Origin of the sequence: Streptococcus sp. HMSC34B10, assembly GCF_001839505.1 — a bacterium.
Taxonomy (GTDB): domain Bacteria; phylum Bacillota; class Bacilli; order Lactobacillales; family Streptococcaceae; genus Streptococcus; species Streptococcus peroris.
The window spans coordinates 194045-206253 of the sequence record NZ_KV841556.1 but is presented as its reverse complement, the minus strand read 5'-3'; the positions used below and the strand labels follow the sequence as shown (position 1 = coordinate 206253).

14 protein-coding genes and 1 riboswitch are annotated in these 12209 nt (G+C 36.3%); of the genes, 4 read left to right on the top strand and 10 right to left on the bottom strand.

What is annotated here, in order from left to right; all coding sequences use genetic code 11:
• Position 1: 1 nt before the first annotated feature.
• Positions 2-607 carry a nitroreductase family protein gene (locus HMPREF3237_RS06600; RefSeq protein ID WP_070889253.1) on the bottom strand — a complete coding sequence of 202 codons (606 nt, stop codon included), beginning with the start codon at positions 605-607 and terminating at the stop codon, positions 2-4.
• 75 nt (positions 608-682) lie between these two features.
• On the bottom strand, positions 683-1516 hold the full coding sequence (locus HMPREF3237_RS06595; RefSeq protein WP_070889252.1) for a metallophosphoesterase family protein: 834 nt from the start codon (positions 1514-1516) through the stop codon (positions 683-685).
• 208 nt (positions 1517-1724) lie between these two features.
• Between HMPREF3237_RS06595 and HMPREF3237_RS06590 the strand changes: the two genes are divergently transcribed.
• The 4 genes from HMPREF3237_RS06590 to HMPREF3237_RS06575 are packed head-to-tail and all read left to right on the top strand — an operon-like array spanning position 1725 to position 3380.
• Complete coding sequence (locus tag HMPREF3237_RS06590) at positions 1725-1919, top strand: helix-turn-helix transcriptional regulator (protein WP_006145114.1); 195 nt, start codon at positions 1725-1727, stop codon at positions 1917-1919.
• Between the two features lie 14 nt (positions 1920-1933).
• Positions 1934-2473 (top strand): DUF6773 family protein, encoded by a 540-nt coding sequence (locus tag HMPREF3237_RS06585; RefSeq protein ID WP_070889251.1) that lies wholly within the window; start codon positions 1934-1936, stop codon positions 2471-2473.
• A gap of 13 nt (positions 2474-2486) precedes the next feature.
• A complete protein-coding gene (locus tag HMPREF3237_RS09105; protein ID WP_070889250.1) occupies positions 2487-2828 on the top strand; it encodes a hypothetical protein in 342 nt (113 codons plus the stop codon).
• A gap of 12 nt (positions 2829-2840) precedes the next feature.
• Positions 2841-3380 carry a DUF3278 domain-containing protein gene (locus tag HMPREF3237_RS06575; RefSeq protein WP_070889249.1) on the top strand — a complete coding sequence of 180 codons (540 nt, stop codon included), beginning with the start codon at positions 2841-2843 and terminating at the stop codon, positions 3378-3380.
• 180 nt (positions 3381-3560) lie between these two features.
• On the opposite strand, the gene HMPREF3237_RS06570 is transcribed toward HMPREF3237_RS06575, so the two are convergent.
• The 8 genes from HMPREF3237_RS06570 to HMPREF3237_RS06540 form a co-directional block, all read right to left on the bottom strand.
• Entirely contained in the window at positions 3561-4457 is an 897-nt protein-coding gene (locus HMPREF3237_RS06570) for a TDT family transporter (RefSeq protein WP_070889248.1), read from the bottom strand.
• A gap of 103 nt (positions 4458-4560) precedes the next feature.
• Positions 4561-5109 carry a carboxymuconolactone decarboxylase family protein gene (locus HMPREF3237_RS06565; protein WP_006145109.1) on the bottom strand — a complete coding sequence of 183 codons (549 nt, stop codon included), beginning with the start codon at positions 5107-5109 and terminating at the stop codon, positions 4561-4563.
• Positions 5110-5235: 126 nt separating this feature from the next.
• Positions 5236-6558 carry an alanine/glycine:cation symporter family protein gene (locus HMPREF3237_RS06560; protein WP_070889247.1) on the bottom strand — a complete coding sequence of 441 codons (1323 nt, stop codon included), beginning with the start codon at positions 6556-6558 and terminating at the stop codon, positions 5236-5238.
• Positions 6559-6648: 90 nt separating this feature from the next.
• Positions 6649-6737: riboswitch (glycine riboswitch) on the bottom strand.
• 240 nt (positions 6738-6977) lie between these two features.
• Entirely contained in the window at positions 6978-7079 is a 102-nt protein-coding gene (locus HMPREF3237_RS09100; protein ID WP_257365151.1) for a DUF6287 domain-containing protein, read from the bottom strand.
• 499 nt (positions 7080-7578) lie between these two features.
• Positions 7579-8400 carry a nuclease-related domain-containing protein gene (locus HMPREF3237_RS06555; protein ID WP_083327686.1) on the bottom strand — a complete coding sequence of 274 codons (822 nt, stop codon included), beginning with the start codon at positions 8398-8400 and terminating at the stop codon, positions 7579-7581.
• A 15-nt stretch (positions 8401-8415) separates the two neighbouring features.
• Entirely contained in the window at positions 8416-8874 is a 459-nt protein-coding gene (locus HMPREF3237_RS06550; protein ID WP_070889245.1) for a nucleotide exchange factor GrpE, read from the bottom strand.
• Positions 8875-8881: 7 nt separating this feature from the next.
• Entirely contained in the window at positions 8882-10249 is a 1368-nt protein-coding gene (locus HMPREF3237_RS06545) for a tetratricopeptide repeat protein (RefSeq protein WP_070889244.1), read from the bottom strand.
• Between the two features lie 12 nt (positions 10250-10261).
• Positions 10262-11800 (bottom strand): Hsp70 family protein, encoded by a 1539-nt coding sequence (locus tag HMPREF3237_RS06540; protein ID WP_070889243.1) that lies wholly within the window; start codon positions 11798-11800, stop codon positions 10262-10264.
• Positions 11801-12209: the final 409 nt, after the last annotated feature.

The window sequence follows — 12209 nt, the reverse complement described above, 5'->3', positions numbered from 1 at the left end:
CCTATCTTTTTTCGATAATTTCATCTACTGGCAAACGGTAACTTGGTTCCAATTTTTCATCTGTATATCCCACTGTGATCAAAAGCTCTGGTCGGAAGCGGTCTTCGATTTCCAAAATTTCATTGGCTTTTGATTTATCAAAACCAAGAATAATATTTGAACCAATTCCTTGGTCTGTAAGGGCAAGAACCAAATTCATAGCTACCAAACCTGCATTTAGAGACAAGTAATCGCTGACTTGTTTTTCATCGTAGCGAGCAAACTCAGCTGGGAGATTCTTCATATAGTACTGAAGCTGTTCTTCAGAAAAATTCTTGGCACCACCAATACGTGCAATCTTGCGAGCACGCTGAGAAAGATCAGTATCTGTAAACAAAGCAATAGTAACTGGCGCTTCTGATACTTGTTCAAAATTTGCACCATAGGCTAATTTTGCTAACTCAGCATTTTTTTCACGGACTACAACAAACTTCCAAGGCTGACTGTTGTGAGCACTTGGTGCCAAGGTTGCGATTTCAATAGCTGTACGAACATCCTTGGGATCGACAGGTTTATCAGTAAAATGCTTGGTTGCATGACGTTTTTTATTTAACTCAAGAAATTTCATAATTGATTTCCTTTTCTAATTCTACTACTTCCATTCTACCACATTCTGAAAGAGCTTGCAGAGATTTTTCATTGACTACAAAAAATCAAAATAATTCTTCACATCTTCCTTATACCCATGCTTTTCAATTAGACTAGCTAACAAATCTCTATTATGTCCTTGGTAATTGTCCTCTCGTCGTAATTCTTCATACATTTCAATAAAAGGAAGACCTTTGATCTTAGCTGATTCTAGCTCTGCTTCATAATCATAGGCAACCTTACGAAATTGGATATTGACCAATTCACCATTTTCAACCTCAATTAAGGCATACTGGGCTCGATGATTTTTTAGCCCTTCCCAATCAAAATAAGGCATACCAATCGAACCTGGATTAAGGATTTGTTGACCTCTACTACCGTAACGTAGAAGCTGTTTATGGACATGTCCATAGACGGCTACATCAGTAGTTTCATCAAGTAGCTGGTCAAATTTTTCAGTATTATTTTCAACCAGTAAATCTCTACCATAGTTTTTCTCAGGCAAATTATGAGAAAGTGAGAAGCGCAAGCCTTCGATTTCTTTCTTGGCTATCATAGGTAGCTTTCTCAACCAATCAATATGCTCGGGGGTTATGCGCTCCATCAAATACTGGGTCATCCTGAGGAAATGAATTTCTTCGGGATCCTCTAAACCATATTGTCCATCTAAAGCCTCTAAAACACAATCATCCCAGTTGCCTCGAACAGATGCTGTAATGGGAAGGTCTTTCAAAAGAGCCACCAAGTCATTTGCTCCCGGCCCAGGAAGAAAAATATCTCCCAGAAGCCAATATTCAGTTGCTTCCAAATTTTTAGCGTCTTCAAGCACTCCAGCCAAGGCGGTCGTGTTGCCATGAATGTCTGATAAAATTGCAATCTTATGGTTCATTTTCTGCTCTTTCTTTATTGGATAGCATTTTGGGTATCCAAATTACTCTTAGTTTTCTTCATTATAGCATAAAACCGCTATAAGATTTTCGATTTCCCATATTCTCACCAATATTCTTTTAAAAATATGTCAAAAATAGTTGACATTTTGTTTTTAAAAGAATATACTATAGTCAAATATATACGACACATTCTAAAAAGGAGGAAGCATGAACCGTGTGAAAGAATTCCGCAAGGAACTGGGAAAGTCCCAACTCGAACTTGCCAAGGATATCGGTGTCTCTAGGCAAACCATTAACATGATTGAAAATGACAAGTACAATCCTACTCTAGAACTCTGTCTCAATCTCGCCCGTAGCCTCCAAACAGACCTCAACAATCTCTTTTGGGAGGATGATTTTTAACAAAAGGAGAAAAAATGAAAAAAGAAACTCTCACTGAAAAACTTATGAAACGGACCTATGGCATTTCAGGACCACTTGATGAACACAAACAACGCGAGGCTGACCGCATTGGAAATAAAATCTTTATGGTTCTCTTTTACCTCATGATTTTTGGAAATCTCATTCCCTTTGTCCTTGCTTATAAATATCCCCAAATAGTCGCTTTCGGATATCCAATCATTATTCTTCTAATTTCCTTGGTATGTGCTATCTATGTCAGCATTCAAACTAAAAAAACAGGTATCACTGCTATCGATCCTGATATGTTGAACCAGAAAGAAAAGAAACAATTGCGCTTCCCTGGACTTAAAGCTGGTTTAGTCTATGGAGTTTTGATGTTCTTTGGAATGCCTCTTCTCAATGTCTTGACGGATGATAACAAGGACTATCTTAGTTCCCTCTTCAATCTAGGTCATTTCACATCAATTCTTTTCGCAGCTTTCTTTTTTGGATTGATGATGCAAATTGTCGTCTGGCTTCGCATTCGAAAAGCCAAGGAAAATCAAGACGACTAATAGGAGGAAACTTATGAAATCACTACAAAATTTAATTCTCAGCCATATTTTGGTCAGCATTTTTGTTACCTTTTGCCTAGTTTATGGCCATATTACGCGTCCTTTTCTGATCATCTTCCTCTTAGCTCTTCCTGTCTTGAACAAAGGACAAAGATTTCAGAAAATCAAATCCCCAAAAATACGCCTCCTAAGCGCATCTCTCTGCTTTATCCTCATATCTCTCCCACAACTGATAACGAATTCTATGGATTGGAGATATCTACTATTTCTAACCATCTGTATTATTTTTAGTCTAGTCTACTTCTATACTCTCTATCAACTCTTTAAAGAAGTTAATCAAAAACAAGGTTATTAAGAGGTCCCTACCATGAAAAAAGAAGACTTAACCACTCGCTTAGTTCGAAATTTCTTTCATATCCAAGGACCCTTTGATGAATGCCGTCAAGAGGTCATCTATAAGGCTTGCGCCCGTTCCATGGTCCAAATCTTTTACTCTTCCTTCTTTATCTTCCTATTCTATCTTTTGTTTGGGCGCTTTATAGAGATAGTTCGAATGGCTATGCCTTATCTCTACTTCTTGATGATTTTTGCCCTCAGTCTCAAGGCAAGATATTCTACTAGAGGACTCCACTTAGAAGATGATGATCAATCCGAGATTCCACAAATCACTTACAGCAAGCGTCAAATTAAGTTAAGAAGTTGGTTAGTTGGAACTAGCATCCCAACTCTCTACTTATTTATACTATTTTCCAAAAAAGTAATCCTTGAAAATCACTCCATTACAGATTTCTTTTTGCAGTTTCTGGAACTCAAAATGATCGCTTTTTTCCTACTAGTAGGACTCGGAGTAGGAACAATCTTTGGTACTATGACTTATTATTTTTTATCCGAACATGAAGAACAGTAGGTATAAGCTGAACTAATTGATACTCAATGAAAATCACAGAGCAAACTAGGAAGCTAGCCGCAAGCTGTACTTGAGTACGGTAAGGCGACGCTGACGTGGTTTGAATTTGATTTTCGAAGAGTATGATTCTGTCTATTATCGACAACAAACCCCTAACACTTCTCCGTGCTAGGGGTGATTTTAGTTTCTAAAATATCGTATATATTCTACCAATACGTAGATGAGGATTGTTAAACAAATGATAGTTTCTACCCAAACGAGGAGGTTAAGGACCGGAAACTGTAGAATGCCTTGGGCCATTTTCAATGAAGTTACCGTGATAATCGTTGGGAAAGTTAGGGCTGAAAAGGATGGTTGGAAGCCTTGTTGTAAAATCCTTGGCAAGCGACTGAGGACAAAGAAAAAGAAAGCCTGTGATGCAAGGATCATAATTACTAAGCTCCAGTTAGGCAGACTAGGACCTCCAACTCGGATAAGGGCAGCCAAAAGAAGAGAAAATGGAGCACAATAGATCCCTTCTTGTCCCAGTAAAGCCAGTGGTAATGGATTTCTTTTCAAATCTTGATAAATCAGAGGATAAAGGATAAAGGTTAAGATAAAACCAAATATCCAAGCTCCATAGGCAATTCCGACAATGCCCACCACTGGGTAGGTCAAGGTCGCTACTGCTATTCCCACATAGAGAACTGTCCAACTTGGTGTAGAACTAGACCTTGGTTTTGTAAAAACATAGGCCATCGTAAAATACAGAATCAAGCAAACATCAAGTAGAAAAGAAAACCACCAGAGAGCTTGAGGCAAAAGGCTCATCATAGTTGGCAGAACTCGTAGTAGATAGGTTGATAAAATCATCCCTGCCATAGGAAAAGGCGCCATTGCCGATAAAATAGGAGCTTTCTTTAGTTCCTGCTTACTTTCTTGCCAGTAATGCAGATGACTCGCTAAGAAATAAACCCATAATATCAATCCTGATAAACTAAAGACGTGAGACAATAACGGAAAAGTATCCAAAATCAGATTGCCTGCTCCAGCTAAGCCCAATAAGCAACCTGAAAAAGCCAAGGGGAGTTTTTTCATGTAGACCTCCAAGAATCATATTAATCTCAGTATAGCATAAAAACACTTAAATAAGCATTCAAAAATAGAGTCTGAAAGATTCAGACTCTATTTTTTCTATTCCTTAAGCATAAGGTTGCAATTCTGGATTGATCGGTGTATTTGCTAGGTTATTGGCATAGTTACAGAGAGTTGCCAAACTGACACCAAGAACGACATCCAAGGCATTTTGTTGGGTATATCCAGCTTCAAGAAATTCACCAAGAGCTTCATCTCCTACACGCCCTTTGGTATTGATGACTGCCAAGGTAAACTTAGCAAGGGTATCTAGCTTAGGATCAGTTTCAATCGGAGTGCGATTGCGAAGGGCTTGGAGAAGGTCATCATTCATCTGGATTTGCTTGATAGAAAAGGCGGTGTGACCTGCGACACAGAAAGCACAACCATTGGTTACAGCTGCAGTGATTTGTACCACTTCGCGCTCTACTGGTGTCAAGCTATTGCGACGATTGATAGCCCCAACCGTGCGATACGTTTCGAGGGCTGTTGGAGCATTTGCTAAAAGTCCGATGAGGTTGGGAATGTAGCCATTATTGTCCTTTTGTACAGTTTCAAGAACTTCTTTGACTTCTGCTGGTGCTGATTCTACGGTATGGATAGTAAATGTTGACATAAAAAAACCTCTTTTCATTTTCTTGTCATTTAGTCTATCATAGAATCTCCCCCTTGGATAATATATATTTTTAATTGTATTGATAGGATTTCTTTATGAAAAAATCACACAAAATGTGTGATTAACTTAATTAGCAAAATACTTCTTGGTCTCGGCAATTACGACTGGAGATAAGGCCAAGATTGCAATCAAGTTTGGAAGAGCCATGAGGGCATTGACGATATCCGCAATGACCCAGACCATATCTAATTCGATGAAGCCACCCAGTAATACCATTGCTACAAAAATAACACGATAAAGCCAGATAAAGCGAACACCAAAAAGGAATTCAAAACAACGTTCCCCATAGTAATTCCAACCTAAGATGGTGGTAAAGGCAAACAAAACTAGGAAAATCGTCAAAAGAGATGGTCCCAAATCTGAAAAGACGGTTGAAAAAGCAGACTGAGTAAGAGCAACCCCATCTAAATGACCATTCCAAACACCCGTCACCAAGATTGCCAAACCAGTCAAGGTACAGATAATCAAGGTATCAATAAAGGTACCAGTCATGGAAATCAAACCTTGCTCCACCGGTTCATTTGTCTTAGCAGCCGCAGCCGCAATGGGAGCCGAACCCAAGCCAGATTCATTTGAGAAAACCCCACGCGCTACACCATTTTGGATAGCCATCCGAACACTGGCACCTGCAAAACCTCCTACTGCAGCTACTGGGCTAAAAGCTGACGTAAAAATCAAGGCAAGCGTGGCAGGGATTTTCTCCACATTAAAGAAAATGACGGTAAGAGTTCCCAAGATATAGACAATAGCCATAAAGGGAACAACTGTAGTAGAAACTTTGGAAATTGAGCGAAGACCACCAAATACAGCCATTCCTACAAATACTGCAAGGACTAAAGCAGTGATTCCCTTGGGAATACTTACGGTATTGAACACAGATTCTGTAATTGAATTCACTTGCGTAAAAGTCCCAATTCCTAAAAGTGCAACCAATACTCCTGCAATGGCAAAGAAAATTGCAAGTGGTCGCCACTTTTCTCCCATTCCTAGAAGGATATAGTGCATCGGTCCTCCCGCTACTGCACCATGGTCATCCTTGGTCCGATATTTAATGGCAAGTAGTCCTTCTGCATATTTGGTTGCCATTCCAAAGAAAGCGGCCATCCACATCCAAAAGAGAGCTCCTGGTCCACCAACTTTGATAGCTGTTGCAACCCCAATGATATTACCAGTACCAACAGTAGCGGCTAAAGCTGTACAAAGAGCCGCAAAACTAGATACATCTCCATGCCCCTTATCCTTGATAAAAATAAGCTGGAAGGCCTTTGGGAGACGCAGGATTTGTAAGAGTCCTAAACGAAGAGTCAAATAAATTCCTGTACCAACTAGCAAAATCAAAAGGGGAGGTCCCCAAGCAAAAGCATCAATCGCTTTGAGCAATTCTAACATTCTATTCTCCTATCTTCTCAACCCCAAAAGAAAGAGCACATGTTAAAAACATGTACTCTGGAATGCCTTGATAAATGCTTAAAAGCGGTCTATCCTAGCTCTGTCCTTTTACCTGAGAGTTTGAGCAGTTGCCTGCCTTGCCCCTTCGGTGCCATTACGGTCTCTCCAGAGTTCCGTCCATTTACAGTCACGAAAAATCTAACATTTTTGCGTTTCTATTAAACTTCATTCGGTGTTGTATTTAATTTTTACTTATTTTACAAGAAAAATTGTCTTTTGTCAATGTATTATTTAAAAATCTAATTTGCCTCTGTAGAAAAAGTATTTTTCATTTACATTCCTATGTAAATAAAATATGATTAATTAAATTAATCTGTTTTACTCCAAGTCTACACAATCTAAAAACAGTTCTGAAACCACTAGATCATCTTTACTAAAAAATAAATTTTTTTGCCATTATACTTACTCCAACTCCCCTCAATTCTTGAAAAATCTCCATTTTTTATGGCATTGATATTCATTTTCAGAAATATTTTGGTTTGATGTAAATAATGTTTTAATGAAATTTCCTGTTACAGCTTTCCAAGTCATACTAAATAGATCTATTTTAGTCCCGGGTCTGACTTCATTCTCCGCCTTAGTTTCTTTAATTTTCCCTAATTTATCTTTACTACTACTTAATTTCCAAATAGTGTAAATTGATTGAGAGTCTTCTGCGAACGGATTCTATTTTAGGTATATAGGCCCCCACTTTCTAGTAAGAAGGCTCTAAAATCTGTGCTAAGTATCTGCATTTTTCAGCATTAGTGGAGCAAATAACTTTCGGACTATTGAGTGTAAAAATATATAAAATTTCACTACTATTTTTCGATGATACAATCAATTCATCTCATATCATACTTAGAATTTCACTTATGTTATCAAAAACTTAAAAATAAAATACCATTTCAAAAATACAATATAAAAATCGTAGTTTAAGAAATCTATAACATCAAATTATTTACTGTTTTTTTACATTTATTAGCGTTTTAAAAGCAAATTAAATGTCTGCCGAATCATCTGTCCACCAATTGTATCTCTAAACTTATCCTCACTAGATAACTCATTTAACATCTCTTCTAGACTAACAGCCTTGATATGACCTGGCCAAAAGACATTATCCAACCTACCTGCACCCTTATAAGTTGGCATCAAGACAACACGTGTTTCCAAACGATAAAATTTTAATAAATTTGCAAATTTATGGGAGAAGCTTTCTTCTGCATAAGACATGTTAGGAGACATTCTTTTAGGTCTGCCTATTTGAGCTCCTGTAGCACTATCTATAGTGTACAATAAGCCATTCTCTTCTCTATAAATCACATTTCCTGATGAATAAAACTTTAAATCCACTAACCAAATTGTAGACCCAGATACAATAACGCAATCAATATCCGCATCTACTCTTTCATCTTCTAAATTGAGATTATGAACAGACCAAAAGGTAACTAATTTTTCTAAAAGTCCTTGTTTCTGTAATGCTTTCGCAAAATTAATTTCTCCCTCTTGGCCAAGATTAATAGCAGATTCATCGAATCCTGATTTATTCAATCCTTTTCCAGGTTCTCCAAACATCAATTCATGTTGATAAAGTTTATAATTCTTAAGCTTTTGTGGTTCAAATCCTGTCATTTTACCATTATGAGTTGCTCTGGAAATAGTGGGGAAATCACTATATTTAGATATTGAAGGAGTAGGAGCTTTTGGATAAACCTTACTACCATGTCTTCTGCCACAAAAAAACCCTAATATAAAATAAAGTTTATTTCTGAGATGATTAAAAAATCTAAACAATTTCTCCACCTCCTAAAAAAAATTTCATTTAGCAATAATAACTTTACTTGGTCTGAGGACTCTGTTATTTAACATATATCCTTTTTGTAATACTTCAACAATGTTATTCTCACTCTGTTCATTAGTAACTGCCACTGTATTAACAACTTCATGCATACTTGGGTCAATCATACCACTATTATCAACAACCTGTAACCCATTCAACGAAAGAACTTGTAAAAGTTCTTCAGCAATTGAGGTAAGAAAATCTGATTGTTCTTCAGATGATTCAATACGGTCAACAACTTGAAGTATTTGTTTCATGAAGGGAGCAAATTTCTCTCCCTTATCTAAATCTTGTCTATAGATTAAATACTGCTTCAATTCTTCAATCAGACTATTTTTAGCTTTATCTTCTAATAATCGGCGTGTAATTAAAGATTCAATATCTTCAACTTTATCTACGATATATGAAACTTTTTCATGCAATACTTCTTCACTCATAAAAACTTTATCCTTTCTTTCTTCGATTTATTTGCCATCCCTTAGGATAATTGTAATACAAGACAATATTTGATAACAATGCCAAACTTAAAGCATTGCTAATCCAAAAACTGTGCACAAACTTATCAAAGAAACCACTCAAAAACCAATTAGCTGCAAAAACTAAGATAAACATAAAACATCCCATACCTTGCGAGTGACGTGTTGTAGCATAAATGGTAGAATTTTTATTATCAATAAAATCATTATAATAATTAGTATTTTTAATTTTATCTTCAATCCCTAATCTTTGTGCCTTTGCCAAGTAAGCTTCTGCAATTCGAACACGCGCCTTATTGTCTAAAACTGCGTTATTCTCATATTTTGTTCGATCGATATATTTTCTAAAGAAAGCCTCAACCTCTGTATCAGGTGCTTTTTTCATACGCTCTATCGTAATACCTGACAATAAACTAAAATACACCAGTTGGAAATCTTTATTGTTGCCATATCGTTCATTTAAGGTATCTAAATAATTTTCACACTCATCTTCAGATTTCAAAAGTAGAATACCTGCATAGTGTAATTTGTTATCTAACGAATCAGTGATATCTACCAATTTTTTCGCAAACTTATAGGCTTCTTCATTATCTCCAATTTCTTTATAACAGCTTGATAAAAGGTAATAAATATATTCTTCATTATTTTTATTTTCTTCTAAAAAATGATCATACAAATATCGAAGATCTTTCGCTGCCTGTTTATACTGTTCAAATAAAAATAGAGACCTCCCCTTTTTCAAAAGATAAAAAGAATTATTAGACAGTTCAAATGCTTCTTGATAATACTGAATTGCAAACTTTTGCTGATCTTTTTCACAATAAACATCGCCTAGTAAAGATAAGATATCTGCATTATTAGGTCTCAATCTATTTGCTTCACTAATAGCTAGCTCTGCATCTGATAAGTTACTATCTTCAAGGCTAATCATAGCTTTAAAATACCAAACATCTGCATCATTTCGATTTATTTTTAAGGCTTCTTCAATGTAAGAATAAGCTAATGATTTCTTTCCTGAGTAGAAAGCTTGCCTAGCTGAATCAAGATAACTTGTATTTGAATGATTAGTTGGAGTCGAATCAGGGGTTCCTTCAGAACTGTGTTTAGAAATTTCTAGTTCCTTATCATATTTTTTCCTAGTTTCTTCATTCTCAAACACTTTCTCTGCCTGTGCAATAATTTCCATCTTTCTTTCAGCCATTGATCTTTGATCAATATTAGGTGAACCCGTCAACTGGCGATAACGTTTACGATTTGACTTTATACTCTTCTTCACATCATCTAATGAACTTGTTTCTGAAATTCCTAACTCTTCATAATAATTTGTTACTAACATTGTGCATCTCCTCTAATCAATTGTTAAATCCTTTATTTTTCGACTGGCTAATTCTACAGCATTTTTATCTAGATTTGCTTGTCTCTCTACCTCAAAAGTCCCTAATAGGTGATTATCTGAATCATGTACCTCTACAAATACAGTTTGATCGACATCATAATGATAAGTTACTTTCAAAGCTGTTCCTGCTGGCCAGTCCCCTGGTAATTTAATTGTGCTCTCTCCTATAACAGTAACAAATTGTGGATCTTCATCATCCCCTTGAGTAACCTCTACTAGCACATTCTGTTGATTATCTACAACTGTTGAAAAATACTCAGAGTACTTGTTTGGAACCTTAGAATTTTTAGGAATAATAATCGTATTTCTTTTCACGCCATCTGAGAGAGCCAAAGTTCCCAAGGCTTGAGAAGTCACATCCGAAACAACTAACTTTTCTGCTAGCCCACGAACTGTATCACTAATATCTGAACCTTCGGATTTATTAGCAATTTCCAACGCCGCCTGAATAGCTGCGCCCTGTGCTACAGCTTCATCTGGATTGATAGAATATACAATCTTCTTCCCAATTTTCTCTTCTAATTTTCTTTGTACCATTGGCATACGGGTTGAACCACCTATTAATAGCACTTGATCAATTTCATCCCATGATATTCCAGACTCTTCAACAACATCATCCAACAACTCTTCTGTACGATTCATTAGACTTTTAGTTGCATCTTCAAATTCTCCACGTGTTACCGGAATTTTATAACTTTTGCCTTTATAGTCAAGAAAAACATTTGTTTTTTCTACAGTTGTTAGCCCTCTCTTTGTATTCTCTGATTTTTCACGGAGCAAAGCAGTAAAATGTTCATCAGTGTAAATATCTTCTGCTCCCTGTTCTTCCATCTTTTCAGCAATAATCATTGAAAGGGCATTATCAAAATCAAATCCTCCTAAATTACGATCTCCATCAGTTGCAATAACATCAAACTCACCATCCTTTATTTTCATTAATGTGACATCAAACGTTCCTCCACCCAGATCGTATACCAATACTGTCTCATTTTTTTCGGCTGATATACCGTATGCAAGAGCCGCAGCTGTAGGTTCATTTAGAACTCGTAAAACATTGAGTCCAGCAATTTCTCCTGCATGTTTTGTTGCTGTTCTACGTGCATCATCAAAATAAGCTGGAACAGTTATCACAACATCTTCTACTTTTTCACCTAGCGCATTCTCCGCCCCTTCTTTTAGTCTCTTTAAAATAATAGCTGATATTTCTTCTGCTGTATAAACTGTATCACTAGGAGAATCAAATTTCCAATTTGGATTTCCCATCTGTCTTTTTACATACTGTACAACTGCTTCAGGGCTACTTGCTGCCATGTTTTTGGCTTGAATACCAACAAGTGGCTCATCTTTTCCATCAAAATCTTGGAAGAATACGACTGATGGAGTTAAATTTTCACCATCCTGATTCAATAAAATTTGTGGCTGCCCAGTTTCTGATAATACAGATACTGCTGAATAAGTAGTACCTAAATCGATTCCAATTGCTTTACTCATATTTTACTCCTAAACATTATTTGATTTAAAACTTATGGTAGTACTTATGTTAAAAACTCACAATATTTTAACTTTGCATCTACCTTGTTCTAATTTTTCCAAAAGATCATATGACTACTAACTGTTAAATGACTAAGTTGAACTTCTAATTTATGTCCCAGTGACAAGTCCGATTCTATTTCAATTATTTTCGCCTTATAACATTCTAAAACCTAAAACCAATCTTGGATTGTTTTCATCGAAATAATATCTCCATTCATCTATATAGACCTTAAGTTCTTTGTATTTTATTTAATCATAATCAGCCCCCTTAAATTTGATTGTATTTTGCTCAGTATAGCATACTCTTCGCTCAATTTACGAAAAGCGTAACTATATTTACTTTTATAGAACAATTACCCCCCCCCCC

Coding starts and splice junctions, on each gene's coding strand:
- HMPREF3237_RS06545 (WP_070889244.1), bottom strand. CDS start 10,249: ATGTTAGTAACAAATTATTATGAAGAGTTAGGAATTTCAGAAACAAGT.
- HMPREF3237_RS06540 (WP_070889243.1), bottom strand. CDS start 11,800: ATGAGTAAAGCAATTGGAATCGATTTAGGTACTACTTATTCAGCAGTA.
- HMPREF3237_RS06575 (WP_070889249.1), top strand. CDS start 2,841: ATGAAAAAAGAAGACTTAACCACTCGCTTAGTTCGAAATTTCTTTCAT.
- HMPREF3237_RS09100 (WP_257365151.1), bottom strand. CDS start 7,079: ATGAATATCAATGCCATAAAAAATGGAGATTTTTCAAGAATTGAGGGG.
- HMPREF3237_RS09105 (WP_070889250.1), top strand. CDS start 2,487: ATGAAATCACTACAAAATTTAATTCTCAGCCATATTTTGGTCAGCATT.
- HMPREF3237_RS06560 (WP_070889247.1), bottom strand. CDS start 6,558: ATGTTAGAATTGCTCAAAGCGATTGATGCTTTTGCTTGGGGACCTCCC.
- HMPREF3237_RS06595 (WP_070889252.1), bottom strand. CDS start 1,516: ATGAACCATAAGATTGCAATTTTATCAGACATTCATGGCAACACGACC.
- HMPREF3237_RS06565 (WP_006145109.1), bottom strand. CDS start 5,109: ATGTCAACATTTACTATCCATACCGTAGAATCAGCACCAGCAGAAGTC.
- HMPREF3237_RS06600 (WP_070889253.1), bottom strand. CDS start 607: ATGAAATTTCTTGAGTTAAATAAAAAACGTCATGCAACCAAGCATTTT.
- HMPREF3237_RS06570 (WP_070889248.1), bottom strand. CDS start 4,457: ATGAAAAAACTCCCCTTGGCTTTTTCAGGTTGCTTATTGGGCTTAGCT.
- HMPREF3237_RS06550 (WP_070889245.1), bottom strand. CDS start 8,874: ATGAGTGAAGAAGTATTGCATGAAAAAGTTTCATATATCGTAGATAAA.
- HMPREF3237_RS06585 (WP_070889251.1), top strand. CDS start 1,934: ATGAAAAAAGAAACTCTCACTGAAAAACTTATGAAACGGACCTATGGC.
- HMPREF3237_RS06590 (WP_006145114.1), top strand. CDS start 1,725: ATGAACCGTGTGAAAGAATTCCGCAAGGAACTGGGAAAGTCCCAACTC.